This is a genomic window from Streptomyces sp. NPDC007917 (assembly GCF_042959105.1).
Taxonomy (GTDB): domain Bacteria; phylum Actinomycetota; class Actinomycetes; order Streptomycetales; family Streptomycetaceae; genus Streptomyces.
This window is the reverse complement of the sequence record NZ_JBIBKK010000014.1, coordinates 43,394-61,698: the sequence shown is the minus strand read 5'-3', so window position 1 is coordinate 61,698 and position 18,305 is coordinate 43,394. Positions and strand designations below refer to the sequence as shown.

General features: G+C 71.9%; 8 protein-coding genes. 5 read left to right on the top strand and 3 right to left on the bottom strand.

Annotated elements, in window-relative coordinates; genetic code table 11:
• Positions 1-525 precede the first annotated feature (525 nt).
• Positions 526-2,967: an L-tyrosine/L-tryptophan isonitrile synthase family protein gene (locus ACFZDL_RS26850; RefSeq protein ID WP_353593780.1), complete on the top strand. Its 2,442-nt coding sequence runs from the start codon at positions 526-528 to the stop codon at positions 2,965-2,967.
• A 60-nt stretch (positions 2,968-3,027) separates the two neighbouring features.
• On the opposite strand, the gene ACFZDL_RS26845 is transcribed toward ACFZDL_RS26850, so the two are convergent.
• Positions 3,028-4,503 carry an AMP-binding protein gene (locus ACFZDL_RS26845; protein WP_353593779.1) on the bottom strand — a complete coding sequence of 492 codons (1,476 nt, stop codon included), beginning with the start codon at positions 4,501-4,503 and terminating at the stop codon, positions 3,028-3,030.
• A 61-nt stretch (positions 4,504-4,564) separates the two neighbouring features.
• Here ACFZDL_RS26845 and ACFZDL_RS26840 point away from each other — a divergent pair, with 61 nt between their 5' ends.
• Positions 4,565-5,770: an MFS transporter gene (locus ACFZDL_RS26840; protein ID WP_353593778.1), complete on the top strand. Its 1,206-nt coding sequence runs from the start codon at positions 4,565-4,567 to the stop codon at positions 5,768-5,770.
• Between the two features lie 43 nt (positions 5,771-5,813).
• Positions 5,814-9,800 carry an SDR family NAD(P)-dependent oxidoreductase gene (locus ACFZDL_RS26835; protein ID WP_353593777.1) on the top strand — a complete coding sequence of 1,329 codons (3,987 nt, stop codon included), beginning with the start codon at positions 5,814-5,816 and terminating at the stop codon, positions 9,798-9,800.
• A 48-nt stretch (positions 9,801-9,848) separates the two neighbouring features.
• Here the strand turns inward: ACFZDL_RS26835 and ACFZDL_RS26830 are convergent, their stop codons facing one another.
• A complete protein-coding gene (locus ACFZDL_RS26830; RefSeq protein WP_353593776.1) occupies positions 9,849-16,424 on the bottom strand; it encodes an amino acid adenylation domain-containing protein in 6,576 nt (2,191 codons plus the stop codon).
• 118 nt (positions 16,425-16,542) lie between these two features.
• Here ACFZDL_RS26830 and ACFZDL_RS26825 point away from each other — a divergent pair, with 118 nt between their 5' ends.
• The gene (locus tag ACFZDL_RS26825) at positions 16,543-17,301 is read left to right on the top strand and encodes a thioesterase domain-containing protein (protein ID WP_353593775.1); all 759 of its coding nucleotides are present in this window, start codon (positions 16,543-16,545) and stop codon (positions 17,299-17,301) included.
• Positions 17,302-17,382: 81 nt separating this feature from the next.
• Complete coding sequence (locus ACFZDL_RS26820; RefSeq protein WP_353593774.1) at positions 17,383-17,619, top strand: acyl carrier protein; 237 nt, start codon at positions 17,383-17,385, stop codon at positions 17,617-17,619.
• A gap of 121 nt (positions 17,620-17,740) precedes the next feature.
• On the opposite strand, the gene tpg is transcribed toward ACFZDL_RS26820, so the two are convergent.
• Positions 17,741-18,298, bottom strand: coding sequence for a telomere-protecting terminal protein Tpg (gene tpg / locus ACFZDL_RS26815; RefSeq protein ID WP_353593773.1), 558 nt, complete (start codon positions 18,296-18,298; stop codon positions 17,741-17,743).
• Positions 18,299-18,305: the final 7 nt, after the last annotated feature.

The following is an 18,305-nucleotide window of genomic DNA, read 5'->3' as shown; positions in this document are numbered from 1 at the left end:
CGTGCTGCGTGACCGCGATGGCAGGTACAGCGAGGCACCCCGCTTTCACCGTGTGCCGGAACCGGGTCTTCCCGGTGAGGCTGCTGGGGGCCTCGCGTGGTGTAGAAGCACCCGCTCTTGGCTAGTGGTGATGATGGGGCATGGTATGAGCGTGACTGCGGCATAGTACACAGTCCCGTGCATCCCGTTGCCGCGCCTGTTGACCGAGCGTGGGGAGGTCTTGGACCCATGGGTGACAGTCTCGTCCCGACGCGGGCCGATGGAGATTCCGGGGATTCGGCCGGACCGTCTCCGCCTCGGACGCCGTATGCCCTGGCGCGGCTTCTGATCCGGGCCGATCCCGTGCTGCGACTGCACGCGGCGCTCCGCCCGCCGGGTGGCCCGACCGCCGCGGTCAGCGAGGACGACGGCTGCGCGACCATAGGGCCGATCGAGGTCGTTCCGGCTCATCCGGCCTGCCATGGCGGGTCGTTGGCCGTCACGACGAGGGCGCTGAGGAACTGTCCCGGACTGCTCCGAAAGATCATGGACAGTCGTCCGGGCGGCGACGAGGCGGACGATCTCACCTTCGTCGTCGAGTACTTCGTACGGCCCCTGGTACGGGTCTTCCGTACCGCGCTGGACAGCTACGGACTGGTGTTCGCCGACCCCCTCGGGCCGGACACGGCCTTCGAGCTGCGTGCGGACCTGGCAGCCACCGGCCGGGTCCTGGTCATGGACAGCCTGTCCGTTTCCGGCGCCGCCGGCCTGATGACGCGTCGCGCGGCGACCCTGCGCGCGGCGCGGGAGTCGGATACCGACCTGGGCGCCCTCACCGCCTGGTCGTCGAGGAATGCGGCAACCACCGTCACCACCACGCTGCATGCCCTGGCGGAGGCCTTCTCACGGGCGCGTCCGGACTCGGGTGAGGACCCGGGCTCGGCGTTCAGGGAGGTTCTCGCGGCGGAGATGCGTTATCTGCGGTCGGACACCGCACGCCTGCTCTCGGCGGACGCGGGCTGGGCCGCATGGGCACACAGCGTGCCGGAACAGCAGGAGCGCGCCCTCGCCCGCCTGCTGGCCAGGCTCCAGGATCGGGCCCGGGAGTGCCGGGTCCGTCCGGACAAGCCACTGCCCGTGGTCCTGATCGGTCCTCTTACGGACGCCTGCGCACGGGCCCTGCCCGGCCTTCCGCAGTTATGCCGGGACGTGTGGCACGCGGGCGGGGAGACCGTCTTCCTGGCCGAGCCAGGCCGCCCGGCCCCTCGGTACGCGGCGGATCTCGCGCGGTACGGGGTGCCCGATCCGACGGTGCTGATCCCGCGTTCGGCGGACGGCGCCGGGCCCGCCGCGGCCGCGGCGGCGCTCGCCCGGTGGGATCGGCGAGCGGAAGTCGTCGCCTGCCTGGCGGTGCTGGACCCCACCGTGCGGGCTCCGGTCGGCTGGGAGTCGTTCGCGCGCCAGTTCCCGGGAGCCGCGCTGCTCGTCGTCGGGCATGACGAGGGCACGGGCACAGGCACGGGCACCCGCGCCGGCACCGGGTCCGGTGACGTGCCCGTACCCTCGTCTCCCCCGCCGCAGGTGCCGGGTGGGCCGGAAGTGGTGAAGGCCCTGGAAAGGCAGTCGCCGGCCGCCACTCAGGTCAGCACACCTCCCGCCCCGACACTGCCGACCGCGAGGTCGCTGTCGTCCCTGCGGCTGGATGCGCTGCGGTACAACCCGGCGATCGAACAGCACGCCGTACGGTGGAGCGGCGAGGAGACCCGGCTGTTCGTCGACCATCTGGTCGCGGCCGCCCGGCGCAATGCCGACCGCACCGCCCGCGCCGCCCGGGACACGCTGGGGCGCCGGCTGAGCAGGTCGCCGACCGACGCCGAGCGGACCGTGCGCCTGGTGCATCACATCCTGCAACGCAAACAGTTCAAGCACGGCCCCAGTTCCCACTACCCGCCCGAGCTGGCGCTGCGGGAAATGCTCCCCTTCGTACGGCGCGGCGCACCGGTCCCCATGGCCATGGTGTTCTTCCCCAACAAGTTCGCCCACAGCAAGCTCAAGGCGGTCGGCGACCTTCCCGATCTCGCCGAACTGGCGATGCTGGTCCGCCTCCTGGAACTCATGGAGGCCGTTCATCAGGTGTACTCCCCCGGCCTGTTCTTCTTCCTGGCGGCGGACAACCAGCACTACCGCGCCCATCCGCCCGCGAAGCTCGAGGAGGGCATGCTCACCATGAGCAGGTACGCGGGGGCCGCGGGCCTGTCCGGCGAAGTCGTCGAGATCGTCGCCTACGACGAACTCGCGGAACGGCACCAGGGCACCGCGTTCGTGACCGCCCACCGGGCCCTGCGGGCCCGTATCCTGGCCGAGTACCGCGCTGCCCTGCGCGGCCTCGACATCACCTCCGGGCCGCTGCGCGCGCTCCGCGAGGCGGATGTGCGCGACCCGCGGGGCAACTTCACCGATCTGTTCCGGTCGCTGGTCTTCTCCGTGCGGACGTCCGGCACCGTGCCGGCCGCCGGATCGTGGTGGAGCGAGGTCTACGCGGACCTGTACAACCTGGCGAAGGACTGCGCGGCGCCCGAAGTCATCGCGGCGCGCAAGGAGGTCCTGACCACCGCGTGGGACGACGCCCTCAGGTACGTCGCCACCTGGCACGCCGACGCCCGCACCGGCTACCGCTCCAAGCTCGTTCCCGGTGGAGTCCAGGCGTCGCTGCGGCCCATGCCCGGCAGAATCGGTCTCAACCTGCTGGGCGGCACCGCCCTGTCGTCCGCGCACGCCACGGGCGCCATCGACGCCCGGGGCGTCGTCTCCCGCGAGTTCGCGGTGGCGCTGCGGGACCAGTGCTTCGTCCCTGTGTACTCACCGCTGCTCGGTCCCGGGCAGCCGTTCGCCATGGTTCCGGTGACCGCCACCCAGGCGAGGGGTGATGGGGCCGGCGCCCGCATCGATCCGGCGTTCCTGCGCACCACGCGCCTGCGGCGGAGATGAACCGTGATCTGCCAGGACCCGCCCGCCGTGATCCGGCAGGACCCGCCCGGCGCCGCCAGGTCAGCGCTCCCCGAGTTCGGCCCTGCGCACCTTGCCGCTGCTCTGGCGCGGAACGCTCGCCACGATCTGGCATGTCATCGGCACCTTGGCGTCGGACAGCCGTTCACGGCAGTACGCGTCGACGGCCGCGGTGGTGACCGGATCCGCCGGGTCGGACGGTACGACGAGCGCGTGCACCGCCTGTCCCAGGTACTCGTGCCGCCTTCCGGTGACGACGGCGTCGGCGACGCCGGGCATCTCCAGCAACACCGCCTCCACCTCGGCGGGGTAGACGTTCCTCCCGCCCACGTTGATCACGTTGCTCTTGCGGTCCACGAGGTAGAGGTAGCCGTCGGCGTCCAGGTGGCCGAGGTCGCCGACGGTGAGGAAGCCGTCCCGCTCGGGCAGGGGCGGTCCGTCGCCGAGGTAGTTCGGCTGCCCGACACCCGGTGTCCGCATGAAGACCTCGCCGACCTCACCGGGCGGCAGCTGCCGCCCGCCCTCGTCGTAGATCCGTATCTCGCAGCCGGTCGGACGGCCGACGCTGCCGGGGCGTTTCAGCCACTCGTCGCCCCGGATCACCGTTCTGCCGACCCGCTCCTGGCTGGCGTAGATCTCATACACCCGCCCGGGCTCGATCAGCCCCAGCCAGGCCCGCTTGACCTTCTCCGGGCAGGGGCCCGCGCCGTGGTGCAGTGTCTCGATGCTGGACAGGTCGTAGTCCCTCAGCCCCGGCACATCGAGCAGCATCCGCATCATCGCCGCCACCATCCGCACATAGCTGACCCGGTGCTCCTGTACGAGCTTCAGGAACAGCGACGGGTGGAACCGCTCCATGATGATGACCCGGTGGTCGAGCGCCAGGCCCTGGTACAGCGCCTGGAACCCGGTGTGGTAAAGCGGCAGGACCAGCAATTGCGTCTGACCGAGCCGCATGCCCTGCGCCTTGTCGTGCCGCGCCTCCCAGTCGCCCGGCCGGTACGTCCACGGCCGCGGGCGCACGATCACCCGTGGCAGCCCCGTCGTACCGCCGGTCAGCGTGGCGGACCGCGGCGTGCCCTGCCGCGGGAGCGGAGTGTCGCCGTGCCGGCGCTCGCGCCACCACCCCGGCCGTACAGCCGCCCCCTCGACGTCGCCGATCAGGACGTGCTCGCCGATCGCGGCGCCGAGGGCGGCGCGCTCGGCCGCCGTTCCCTGCGGATCGAGCGGCACCACGAGGCCGCCGAGTTTCCAGGCGGCGACAGTCGCCACCACATGGTCCAGACCGGCTGGCAGGGCCACCGCCACCGTTCTCCCCGGGGTGACACCGCGCTCGGCGAGTCCGCGCGCCGCGGAGTTGGTCAGCCGCTCGAGCTCGGACCAGGTCAGCTCCGACGCATCGCCGTTCGGCGCCACCGACAGGACGGCGGTGGCGGCCGGGTGTTCGGCGGCCAGCTGCCCGATGCGTTCGCCGATGGTGACGGTGGACTCCGTGGACTCCCGCTGGGAAGAAGGCATGTACGGCCCTGCCTTTTCGCTGGGTCTCGAACGCCCCGATCGCCTCATGTAGGTTGGCACCATGCCGCGGCGGCGCGACTACCGGCTGTTTCTGATCAGCCAGACGATATCGAATGTCGGATCGTCTTTCACGGCCTTCGGTCTGCCGCTGCTGGTGTTCAGGCTCACCGGCTCCGCGATGAACCTCGCGCTCACCACCGTCGCCGGGTTCCTGCCCTACGTACTGTTCGGCCTGGTGATCGGCGCCTGGGTCGACCGGGTGGACCGCCGCCGCGCGCTGGTCGGCGCGGTGGTGGCCCGGGGGCTGACGATCGCGGTCCTGCCGGTCCTCGCGGGCCTGGACGTACTGACCGTGTGGGCCGTGTACGCGGTCGCGTTCGTCAACACCTCTCTGGGGATCGTCTCCTCCGCGGTCGAGAGCACGGCGATCCCCAGTCTGGTGTCCCGGGACGAACTGGCGGACGCCAACGGGAAACTGCGCGCCGGTTACGCGGCGGCGCAGGTCACCGGGCCCCTGCTCGCGGGAGCGCTGATCGGCGGCGGATTACCGGTCACCGGTGTCTTCGCCATCGACGCCGTCTCGTTCTGGCTCGCGGCGGCGCTGCTCCTGGCCATCCGCACCCGCTTCAGCGGCGACCCGCCACGGAAGGAGCGGCGCTCCGTCGCCTCCGACATCGGCACCGGACTGCGGTATGTGCTGTCCGACCCGGTGCTGCGCGGCATCGCCCTGCACGCGGCGCTGTACAACCTGATCGGCTCCACCGTCACGTCCCAGCTTGTGTTGTTCGCCCACCAGCGGCTCGGAGCCGACGACGCGCAGGTCGGCCTGTTGTTCGCCTGCGGGGCTCTGGGCACCGCCGCCGCGCTGTTCACCTTCAGCCGCCTCGCGCGCCGGGCGTCCTTCACGACGGCCACGCTGGGGGTGATGATGTGCTGGAGCGTCCTGGTGCTGGGGCTTTCGGTCAGCACCGACATCCGCCTCGGCGCCGTGTTCTGGGCGTGCGCGGCCGGGCTGCCGTCCGTCTACGCCGTCAGGACCCTGACGCTACGTCAGACTGTCGTGCCCGACCACCTGCTGGGCCGCGTGCAGACAACCGGACAGGTGCTCGCCTGGTCGGCCCAGCCCATCGGCGCCTTCATCGGCGCCTGGCTCATCGGCGTCACCGGACGTATCGCGGTGGTGTACGCCGGAACGGCCGTGCTCATGGCCGCCGTCACCGGCTGCTTCTGGCTGGGCCCGCTCGGAAAGGCCGACATGCGCGAGTGACCCGATGACGCCCCGCCGCGCCTCGAAGACAGGAGGAGAACCGTTGAACGAGCCCCGTGCGCACATGCCCGATGTTCCGGCCGAAGTGCTCGGCATGATCAAGTCGGCCGTTCAGACGCTCCCGCAGGTGTCCGACGCGGTCGCACTGGGCTGGCGGGTACCGCTGCCCATGCGCGGCCGGCACCTCGCCGACGTACTGCCCACCGTGTCGGCGCGGGAGCCGACGGAGACGGCGGAGGGGACGGGCGCCGACACCGCCGAAGCCGCAGCCGCGGCCCCCGACGGCGGAACACCGGCCGAGGGCGGCGCCCGGGAGCCCTCCGTCCTCGGCTCACGCTCACTCGGCCTGCCCGACGACCACCCGCGTACCCTTCAGGCGGCCCTCGCCAGGGCCGCCGCTACGGCACCGGACCGAGGGATCACCTTCCTGACCCGGCACGGCACCAGTGTCCAGGTGACCTACCCCAGGCTCCTCGCCGACGCCGAGCGCGCCCTGGCCGGGTTGCGCGCGCTCGGTCTGCGCGCGGGCGAGTCGGTCCTCTTCCAGTTCGACGCAAACCACTCCTTCGTGACCGCCTTCTGGGCCTGCGTCCTCGGCGGATTCCTTCCCGCCCCGCTGGCCGTGGTCCCGGACGCGGAACGGGGCTCGGGCAAGCTCCGCAACACCTGGTCGCTGCTGGGCCGTCCGCTGATCCTCACCGACCTCGACGCCGCTGAGCTGGCGGAGGCCCTGTCAGGGCAGTGGGACGCAGGCGTCCGGGTGGCCGCCATCGCCGACGTCATGACCGACCGCAGGGACCGGGACTGGTTCGCGGCGCGGCCGAACAGCCCCGCGCTCAACCTGCTCACGTCGGGCAGCACCGGACTGCCCAAGTGCGTACGGCACAACCACCACAGCATCGTGGCCCGCACCTGGGGAGACGCCGTGGTGAACGGGCTCACCGAGAACGACGTGACCCTCAACTGGATCGCGATGGACCATGTGATGGGCTCGGTGATGGCACACACCCGGGATGTGTTCCTGTGCTGCGCCCAGGTGAACGTCACCCCCGACATGTTCGCCGCCCGCCCCCTGAACTGGCTCGACTGGATCGATCGCTACCGCGTCACCAACATCTCGGCCCCCAACTTCGCCTTCGCGCTGGTCAACCGGCACGCCGACGAAATCGCCGAAGGCCGGTGGGACCTCAGCTCGCTGCGGGTGATCTACAACGGCGGGGAGCCGGTCGTCAGCGGCACCGCGCACACCTTTCTGACCCTCCTCGCCCGCCACGGTCTGCGCCCCGACGCCATGATGGTCGTCTGGGGCATGTCGGAAACGGCCTCCGCGGTCACCCACGCCCCGCTGTCGCGCGACGACCGGACCCTCGGCGTGGTCGTGGTCGACCAGGATTCCCTGGGCGGGGATCTGCGGCCCGCGCGGCCGGGCTCCCCCCGGACCGTCACCTTCACCTCGGTCGGCGAGCCCGTGCCCGGAGCCCTGCTGCGCATCGTCGACGCGCACGGGGCGGTGGTGCCGCGCGGCCGCGTGGGCCGGCTGGAAGTGAGCGGCGAGACCATGATGACCGGCTACTTCGGCAACGAGGAGGCGAACGCCGAGGCGTACACCGCCGACGGCTGGTTCCGGACCGGAGACCTGGGCTTCGTCTGGGACGGCGGCCTCGTCATCGCCGGGCGGGAACGCGACCTGATCATCGTCAACGGGGCGAACTACTTCTGTCACGAGATCGAGGACGTCGTGACCTCGATCCCGGGCGTCGCACCGTCCTCGGCGGCGGCCTGTGGACTCTTCTCCCCCGACATCGGCACCGACCGCCTGCTGGTCTTCTTCGTACCCGACCCCGCGCCCGACACCACCGGGCAGCCCGGTCGGCCAGAGGGGCCCGAACGGGCCGATGACGACGGCCTCTTACATCAAGCGGACCTCGTCCGCGCCATCACGACCGGCGTCGCCGCGCGGACCGGCCTCGCTCCGTACCGTGTCGTACCGCTGGCCGCGGAGGAGTTTCCGCGCACCGTCTCAGGCAAGATCCAGCGCGGACAGCTCCTGGCGTCCTACACCGCCGGCTCCTTCGACGAGCGCCTTCGCCGTCTGGAAGTCGTCGAGGAAGGTCCGCGCACCGTGCCGCCCTGGTTCTACGCCCCGGTGTGGGAAGAGATCCCGCTGCGCGGTCCCGCACACCCCGCGAGGACCCCCGATGCACGTCCCCTTCTGGTCTTCGACGGGGACGGTCTCCTGGCCGGGGCACCGGCGGCGCAGACGCCCGGCCCGGTGATCCTCGTCCGCCCGGCGGACGGGCCCTGCGGCCTGCGTGAGGACGCGGACGGCTATCGGCTGGACCCCGAGGACGAAGCCGGCTACCGAGAGCTGCTGGCGGCCGTCGCGCGCGAACACCCGGAACTGGATGGGATCGTCCACGCCTGGTCGCTCGCCGGGGACGCCCCCGAGGACGTCCCCGGGGGCCTGCGCCGTGGGGCGCTGTCCGTGGCGAGGCTGGTCCGGGCCCTGGCCGACAGCTCATGGCCGAACGCCGCGCTCCTGGTGGCGACCCGGCTCCCCGTCGCTCCGGAGGCGGCTTCGCCCGCGCTGACGGCCCCGGGGGCGCTCGCCAACGGAGCGCTCACCGGGCTGGTGAGGAGCGTGGCGACCGAGCGTGGACCGGGGGTGACCCGCCTGATCGACGTGGCCGACGACGCGGGACGCGCCGCCCTGATCGCCGCGATCCGCGCCGAACTCGCCTCCCCCGGGGAGACGCTGACGCGCTACGCCGCCGGGCGGCGCCTGGCCGCCAGGCTCCGGCCGATCGCCGTGCCGGCCGCCTCTCGTCCCGGCGACGCGTTCCGCGAAGGCGGGATGTACGCCATCACCGGCGGCCTCGGCGGAATCGGCCAGGAGATCGCACACCACCTGGCGACCGCGTACGGCGCCAAGGTCCTGCTGCTCGGCCGCCGGGACGCCGCCAAGACGCCCGCTGCCTCCCCGCTGCCGCCGGCGTGCAAGGGCGAGATCCGCTACGAGCGCGCCGACGTGACCGACGCCGACGCGCTGGGCGACGCGGTGACCAGGGCCGAGCAGGCATGGCGGCAGCCGCTGGCGGGAGTGCTCCACCTGGCCGGGCGGTCCCTGCGCCACCAGTGGGACGACATCACCGCACATGTGGTGGCGCGCGAACCGTTGGAGGAGTACGAGCAGACCCTCGCGCCCAAGACGGCGGGCACGCTCGCGGCGGCACACCTGCTGGACGGCCGACCGGACGCTTTCCTCCTGCTCTTCTCCTCGGTGAACGGCTACTTCGGCGGCACGGGCTTCGGCGCGTACGCCGCGGCCGGCAGCTTCCAGGACGCGTTCGCCGCCTATTGGTCCCGCACCAGGGGCCGTGATGTGCGGTCGCTCGCCTGGAGCCAGTGGAGCGGTGTCGGCATGAACGCCGACGGGCCGATGGCGGCCGCCGCGGCGGCCCGCGGATTCCGCCCGATCACACCGGAACAGGGCCTCGGCTCGCTGCTCCTGGCACGCGCCGGCGCCGAACGCCACCTGCTGATCGGTCTGGACGCGCACAACCCGGACATCAGCCCGCTGCTGGCCGACGCGGCGACCCGGCCGGCCGTTCTCCTCGGCTACACAGGCGGGGCGCGGGCCGAAGACGTGCTGAGGGCCGCGACAGGCGTCACCGGCGGCGGTGTGCCCGTCCGCGTCGCCTCCGTGCCGACCCTGCCGCGCACCCCGGCCGGAGAGATCGACGGCACGGCCCTGGCGCGCCTGGCGATCGGCAGCGGTGATCCCTCACGGACCCAGCCGCCGAAGGCGGGGCTCGAGGCCGATATCGCCCGTGTCGTCTGCGACGTCCTGGGCCGTGGGTTCATCGGCCGTGAGGAGAGCTTCTTCGAGGTCGGCGGAAACTCCCTGTTCGCCGCACGGTTGCAGCACGAGGTCGCCCGGCGGCTGGAACGCAGGCTTCCGCTGCGCGCGCTGTACCGCCATCCGACGGTACGGGCTCTCGCCACCGCCCTGCGGGAGCAGGAGGGCTGACCACGTCGATGCCCAGACCCTGGCCGCCGCCAACGCCCTGTCAGCGGGTCAGGGTCCTGGGCTCAGGGTCCTGCCGAGTTCCGCGGCGGCGTCGGCGCCCAGGACCGTGAAGTGGTCGCCCGGCACCCGGCGCACCTCCACCCCGCCGTCGGCCAGAGTGCCCCAGCCGCCCGCCGGACCGGCCTGCGGCCGTCCCGGGCGCTGCGGCCGCAGCAGCAGGAGCGGTCCGGGGAAGCGGGTGGGCCGGTGCCGCTCGGCGGCCCGTGCCGCCGCGTCGAAGACTCGCCAGTACCGGGCGACCTCCTCCTCGTCGATCTCCCGCGGCGGCACGCCGATCTCCCGCAGCCGGCCGAAGATCCATCCGAGCGGGTCGCCACCCTGGACGGCGGCGGACCGCTGTGGTGTCGGCGGGGTCGGCAGTCCTCGTTCTCGGGCGAGCGTGGCGACGAACTCGGCCGCCCTCTGGCCGGCCGTGGCCGGTTCGACCACCGGATAGCTGTCGATCAGCACCGGTGGCTCGACGCGCAGTCCTTCCCGGGCGAGCTCGCACGCGACCCCGAACGCGACAACACCACCGAACGACCAGCCGGCCAGCCGATACGGTCCGCTCGGCCACACGCGCCGGACGATCGCCGCCTGACGGGCGGCCAGCCGCGCCAGGTCGTTCTCGGGGCTGGTGCCCTCGTCCAGGCCGGGGGCACGCAGCCCGTACACGGCGGGCCCCGGCGGAAGGTGCCGGACCAGATCCCGGTAGCACAGGACTCCGCCGCCCAGCGGTGCGAAGAGGAACAGCGGCGGCTGGTCGCCGGTGCCCGCGCGGAGCCGTACGACACCGTCGGGGACCGGACCCGGGGGCGGGTCCCCGCGCAGCGATCCGGCAAGCCGCTCGACCGTGGGCTCCTTCAGGAAGGCGGCCAGGGAGGCACGGCGGCCGAACGCGGTCTCGACGCGGGCCATCAGCTGTGCGGCGAGGATCGAGTGGCCGCCCAGGGTGAAGAAGTCGTCCGTCACGCCCACCGGCGACACGCCGAGCAGCTCCTGTGCCAACTCCGTCAGGGTGCGCTCCGTGTCGTCGCGCGGGGACACCGCGCCGCGCTGTTCCGGCCGGTCGCCCGGCGCGGGCAAGCCGCGGCGGTCGGTCTTGCCGTTGGGTGAAAGGGGCAGCTCGTCGAGGAACACCAGGGACGAGGGCACCATGGGCAGCGGCAGTCGGTGGCGCAGAAACGCGATGAGGCCGTCGGCGAGCCGGTCGGGGCTGGTGTACCTCTCCTCGGGGTCACCGTGGTGTCCCCCCGGCGGCCGGCCGGCCTCGTCCTCCCGGCCCGGGTCGGTGCCCGGCGCGTCACCCCCGCCGGTCCCCTGCGGCCCGGCGGGCTCACGCGAGGCGTGGACCACGCACAGCCCGTCGGCCGCCTGACCGGTGCCGTCGTCCACGGCCACGGTGTAGCCGCGCGACCGCAGCAGGTCGAGCACGGTGGCCAGTCGGCCGTCGGCGTCGTCCACCTCGATCGCGATCCGCCGGATCAGTGGCCAGTGGCCGTCGGCGATCCCGGCCAGCACGTCCAGTTCGCCGCGCTCGACGTCGATCTTCAGCAAGTCGATCCGGGCGATCCCCTGCTCCTCGATGACGCTCGACAAGGTGAGGACGGGCCGGGTCATCCGCGTCGCGCCGAGCCGCGCGTCGAGCATGTCCTCCACATCCCGTCCGGTGGCGGTCGGCCCGAGATCCCTCGACGCGATGGTACGCACCCGCCGCCGGTCGAGCCGGGCGTCGGCGTATCGGCCGGACAGCAGGGAGACGGCGGGGTAGAAGGTGAACTCGGCGGTCCCCGGCCGGTCACCCAGCGCCTTGTCGCACACCCGCGCGTCGATGCCGTGGAGCTCGGCGTTGAGGCGCAGGATGTCGCACACCTGGGGCACGGGTTCGAAGGCGTACACCACCGGGTCGCGGCAGTCGCGGTGCGCGAAGAGGCTGAACAGGCCGATGTTGGCGCCGACGTCGAAGACCACCGCGCGGTCCGGCAGCCGGGCACCGGGCGGAGCGTAGGTGCGGGCCGTGAAGATCTCGCTGTACATGAACGCGGTCTCGCCGCCGTTCTGGTGGAACACCGGCGTACCGTCCGGCAGCACGGTCCTGTGCCGCCCTGTGGCGCGGCCGGTGCGGTCCATACCCGCCAGGCGCCGTGGCACGCCCGCCCGCCGCGGCTCGGGGACGGTGTAGGCCACCAGCCGCGGACCGCCGGGGGTGTCCTCACGCAGCGCCACGGCCGCGGTCTCCACCGCCGGGTGGGCGGTGAGGGCCGCCTCGATCTCGCCGAGTTCCATCCGGACTCCGCGCAGCTTGACCTGGTCGTCGCGGCGGCCCAGGAACTCCAGCGCCCCGTCGGGGCGGTGGCGCGCCCGGTCACCCGTCCGGAACAGCCGTCGGCCGGGACCGGGGCGGAACGGGTCGGGCGGAAAGCGGAGTTCGGTCAGGGCGTCGCGCCCGAGGTAACCACGGCCCACGCCGACACCGCCGATGCACAGCTCGCCCGGTATGCCCGCCGGCACCGGCTGAAGGTGCCTGTCGACCACATAGAGCTGGGTGTTGGCGATCGGGTGGCCGATGGGCACGGTATCCGGCCGGGGACCGCGCCGGCACCGCCAGAAGGCCACATCGACCGCGGCCTCCGCCGGGCCGTACAGGTTGTACAGGTCGGCGGCGATCCTGCGCCGGCACCGCTCCTGCAACGCGGGGTCCAGCGCCTCCCCGCTGCACAGCACCCGGCGCAGGGTCGCGGTGGCCTCCTCGACCCCGGGCCGGGCCAGGAACAGGTGAAGCATCGACGGTACGAAGTGCACCGTGGTGATCCGCTGCTCCCGGATGACCCGGGCGAGGTAGTCCGGATCGCGATGTCCGCCGGGCTCGGCCAGAACCAGCCGGGCCCCGCTGATCAGCGGCCAGAAGAACTCCCAGACGCAGACGTCGAAGGTGACCGGCGTCTTCTGGAGGACGGCGTCCCCCGCGTCGAGCGGGAATTGGGCCTGCATCCAGCGCAGCCGGTTGACGATGCCCTCGTGGGTGTTGACGGCCCCGTTCGGCTTCCCGGTGGACCCGGACGTGTACAGCACATACGCCATCCGGCGCGGCTCGACCGCCGTCCGAGGCGCCGGTGACCGCGGCTCCTGGGCCCCGACCGCGTCGACGACCGCCACCGGCAGGTCCACGGGCAGTCGCCGTCGCAGCGACTCGGAGGTGACCAGGACGGCGGGGGACGCGTCGCCGAGGAGCGCGGCGAGGCGCCCCGGCGGGTCGTCCGGACTCAGCGGCATGAAAGCGGCCCCGGACTTCAGCGTCGCCAGGAGCGCCGTGACGAGGTCGAAGGACCGCTCCAGGCAGACGGCCACGATGCGCTCGGCACCGGCGCCCAGGTCCCGCAGGTGTGCGGCGAGGCGATCGGCACCGGCGTCGAGTGCGGAGTAGCTGAGCACACGGTCGCCGAAGACGACGGCCGGTGCCTCCGGCGAACGGCGTACCTGCTCCTCCACCAGTTCATGGAGCGCGGCGAAACCGCCGAGGTCCATGTCGGTGTCGTTGAACGACACGAGCAGTTCGTGCCGCTCCTCGGGCTCCAGAAGATCCAGCCGGGACACCGGCCGCTCCGGGTCGGCGACGGCCGCGCCGAGCAGATTCACCAGGTGCCGGGCCATCCGGGCGACGGTCTTCTCGTCGAACAGGTCGGCCGCGTAGGTGAGCAGGCAGCGGGTCCGGTCCGCCTCGGTACGCACATGCAGTTCGAGGTCGAACCGCGTGGCCGGGTTGGACAGGCCGAACGGCTCGGCGCGCACCGGCCCCAGGACGGTGGCCGGCACACGGTCGTCATGGAGGACCAGGGCCACCTGGGCCAGTGGGTTGCGACTGGCGTCCTGCTCCACGGGGAGTTCCGCCACCAGACGTTCAAAGGGCACGTTCCGGTGCTCGTGAGCCTCCAGGAAGGTGTCGCGCACGCGGTGCAGCAGCTCACGGAAGGACGGGTCGCCGCCGAGGTCGATCCGCATGACGACGGTGTCGGCGAAGAACCCGACCAGCTGTTCCAGCTCCGGCCGGGTCCTGTTGTCGACGGGCGTGGCGACGCACACGTCGTCCTGGTCGCAGTACCGGGCGAGCAGCGCGGCCCAGGCCGCGAGCATGACGAGGTACGGTGTGCCGTCCTCGCCCTCGCCGGACCGCGCCATCGCCCGGGTCAGGTCCTGGGGCAGGACGAAGGAGTACCTTCCGCCGGTCAGGCTCTGCACTGCCGGGCGCGGCCGGTCCGTGGGCAGGTCGAGCGGTGTCAGTCCGGCCAGCCGGCGCCGCCAGTGGGCGATCTCCCGTTCGGCCTCGGCGCCCTGGGCCCGCTGCCGCTGCCAGGTGGCGTAGTCGGCGTACTGGAGTGGCGGCTCGGGCAGAGCCGGCGGCGTCCCTTGGGCGAAGGCGGTGTAGAGGGCGGAGATTTCACGGGCGATCAGGTTGAGGGAGACCGCGTCGCCCACCGAGTGGTGTAGGTGCAGGGCGAGTGCGTGCAGCCGTGGCGTGACGCGGAAGAGCGTGGCCCGCAGCAGTGGGCCGGACGCCAGCGGAAAGCCTCCTTCGACACGCTCCCGGGCCAGGCGGACCACCGCATCGGTGATGTTCTCGTCGGTGATGTCCTTGTCGGTGGCCTGGGACACCTCCACCACCGGCAGTTCCACCGGCATGGCCGACGCGACCGACTGCCAGGGGCGCCCGGACGCGTCCAGGGGAAAGGACGTCCGCAGGATTTCGTGGCGCCGGACGAGTTCGTCCAGCGCGCGCCGGAGCACCACCGGATCGAGGTCGCCGACGAGCCGGAACCCGGTGCCCATGACATAGGCGGTGCTACCCGGCACCAACTGGTCCAGGAACCACAGCCGTTCCTGGCCGAAGGAGAGCGGTGGCATGGCGGGCCGGGAGATGCCGGTGAGTTCGCCGCCCGCCGCTTTCGGCGCGGCCGGCAGGGCCGCCGCCAGCTTCTCGGCGGTGCGGTGCTGGAACAGCAGGCGCAGCGGCACCTCCAGATCCAGTCGCTGGCGCAGCCGGGCGGCGACCCGGGTGGCACGCAGCGAACTGCCCCCGACGTGGAAGAAATTGTCGCCGGGACGGATGCCGGTGACGTCCAGCACCTCCTGCCAGACGTCCAGCACCAGACGCTCCGCGGGGGTCAGTGGCCGCGCGACGGAGTCCGGCGCGGACACGGCCACATCCGGCTGATCATCCAGGCGGCGCACTCGCGGCACGGTCGTGGCCGACCCGTGCGACGGCGCCGCCACACCCGGCAGTGGCTGGTCGGGGGACGCGACCATCGCCCCCAGAATTCTCTCGATCCGGCGCACCAGGGCCGCGATCGTGTCCCGGTCGTAGAGATCCGTGGCGTAGGCGGCTTTGCCCGAGACACCGCCATCGGGCCGCAGCCACATATGCAGTTCGAGGTCGAAGCGGATCGACTTCGACGAGACGCCGACCGGTTCCGCGAAGGGCTCCGGCCCGGTGAACCGCGCCCCCGGCGGCACGTCCTCGAACTGGAACACGACCTGGATGAGCGGGTTGCGGGAGAGGTCACGGTCGATGTCCAGCCCCGCGACGATCTGCTCGAACGGAAGCTCACCGTTTCCGAGCGCCCCGAGCACCGCCGACCGTACCCGCTTGAGCGCGGCCAGAACGGGCGGGCCGCCGCGGAGGTCGATGCGGAGCGGCAGCGTGTTGACGAACATGCCGATCAGTTCGGGGTGGTCGAACCTTCCCCGGCTCATCACCGGTACGCCGATGATCAGGTCATCGGTGCCGCCGGCCTGCGCCACGGCCCCGGCGAACGCCGTCAGCATGGTCATGAACATTGTCGTGCGGGACCGCCGCGACAGCTCGTGGGCTCCCTTCACCAGGGAGTCCGGGAGCGAGAAGGCGTACGTCTCGCCTCGGAACGCCCGCGTCGGGGGGCGAGGCCGGTCGCCGGGCACCTCCAGCACCGCCGGGGCGCCGATCAGCGAATCCCACCAGTGGCGGAGCCGGCTCCGACGCCTCTCCTCGGTCAGTTCCTCACGTTGCCGCCGGGCGAAGTCCCAGTACTGGGTGGTGAGTTCCGGCATGGGCGCGGCGTCGCCTGCGAGGTGGTGGGCGTACCGCCGGGCGAGCTCGGGGGCGAAGACGCGGTCCAGGGACCATCGGTCGGCAACGATGTGATGGAACACCACATGTAATAAGTGCTCGGTCTCGTCCAGACGCGTCAGCCGGGCGCGGACGGGGAGGTCGCGAGCGAGGTCGAACGGGCGCCGTGCGAGCTCGAGGTTGAGCCGTGCCACTTCTGCCTGCCGCTTCGACGCCGGCAGCGCGCTCACGTCGGCCGTTTCGAAGGTCCAGCGAGACTGCGGCGGATCGACGATCAACTCGGGGCGGTCATCGCGCTCGACGATCCTCGAACGCAGGATGGCGTGCCGGCGCACCACATCGGCGAACGCGTTCTCCAGCGCCTGTCGCTCCAGCGCCCCGCACAGCCGGTAGCCGCGCGACATGTTGTAGAAAGGGCTGTCCGGTTGGAGTCGGCAGAGGAACCACAGTGCTTCCTGGCTGAACGACAGTGGCCGCTGGTCCATCCCCTCATCGTAGGCCGAGACCCGGGCCGTGGCAGTGGGACATGGTGCCGACCACGCGATGTGGGATGCGGGATGCGTGGCATTACGAGAGGCCGGGGCCGTGTGATTAGCTGGGCCGGTGGCTACGTTCGCATTCGACACACCCTGCCTGGGCAGAGTTCGTCGGCCCAACGCGCACCATCGCCTGTTCTGTCTTCCCTTTCCGGGCGCCGCCGCATCGGCGTTCCTGCCCTGGGCGGATGTCCTGCCGCCGGACGTCGAGCTGTGGGCGGTGCAACTGGCGGGGCGCGAGGACCGCTTCGCGGAGCCTCCGCAGACCTGCTTCGGAGCGCTGGTCGCCGAACTCGCCGACGCGATCGCACCGCATACGGCCGACACGCCGTTCGCACTGTTCGGACACAGTGGCGGGGCCCTGCTCGCCTTCGAGCTCGCCCGGGCCTTGCGGCAACGAGGACACCCCGCGCCCACCCGCTTGTTCCTCAGCGCGGAGCCTCCCCCGGATGTGCCGCACTCGGCCACGAGGCTCCACACGCTCGACGACGCCGAGCTCATACGGCAGCTCCGGGCCCGGGGCGGTACTCCGCCGGAGATCGCCGAGAACGAGGAGCTGATGGACTTGTTGCTCCCGGTGCTGCGGGCGGACTTCACGTGGTACGAGACATACGAGTATCAGCCCGGCCCACCACTCGAGAGCCCGGTCACGGCGTTCGTCGGCCACGACGACCCGATCGTCGGCGCCGAGGCAGTGTCAGGGTGGCGTACCCACACCACCGGCTCCTTCGAGACCAGGGGCGTCACGGGAGGCCACTTCTTCGTACGGGACGCCATGGAGGAGATCGTTTCCCATGTGGCACGGGCACTGCGACCGCCGTCCTAGCAGTCTGTCTCTCCGAGCTCCCCTGAGCCGGGTGAGCCGACCGTCATCACGACGGCGTCCACAGCGGGAGGAAAGGCCTCGATGCAGGACAGCCCCTATGAGTGCGTGCTCGACATCGTGCGTCGGGTCCTGCGCCTCGACACCATCGACGTGCACAAGGATTTCTTCGATCTGGCGGCGACTTCTCTGTCCATCATGCAGATCGTGAGTCTGGTCGAGCAGGAATGCGGTGCGCCGGTGTCCATCATGGAGGCCTTTGACGCGGGTGACATCGACTCGTTCGCGAGACTGGCGGCAGAACGGTGCGGGGGTCGATAAGGCATCCGCACAGGTGGGAACCCTGTCCGTGGCTCATCTGCCCTCCTCGACGTCCCGCCCCGGCGATCTGCGCAGGTCACCACCTGCTTGAACGTTGCATGCGGGGGCATACGCACCTGGTCTACAGGTCGAACTCCAGGTGTTCGAGGTCGGTGAATTCCACTTCCAGGCCGTGGGCACGGCGGCCGTTGTCGCGGAAGTACACCTCGCCCAGGGCCTCGGCGGTGATGTCGCGCAGCTGCTGTTCGGTGGCTCCGGTTTCCTGGGCGTCGAAGAGGCGTGCGGCGTGCCGCGGTGGCAGGGCGAGTGGGGGGAGGTGGCGTAGTCGGGCGTCGTCGGTGGTGCCGGGGGCGGCGGTGAAGCCGAAGCGGGCGCGGACGTCGATGACGATGCCGGTGGTGGTGGCCGCGGTCTGCCTGGCCTTGGCCCGGATCTGCGGCTGCCACCGCTTCTTCACCTCGCGCTCTATCCGCTTGGCGAGGTCCCTGCGGGGCTTTTTGATCTGGTCCTTGACGTAGCGTTCGACGGTGCGCTGGGTGATGCCGAGCAGCTGGGCGACGGGCCTGGTGCCCTTGAGCTGCTTGACCAGGTACCGCATCTGCGCACCGGCGGACTTCGGGACGGGGCGGGTGAACGCGCCCTGCACCGCCTTGTCGAGCCCTTCCCCGACCGTGACCATCGCTCGC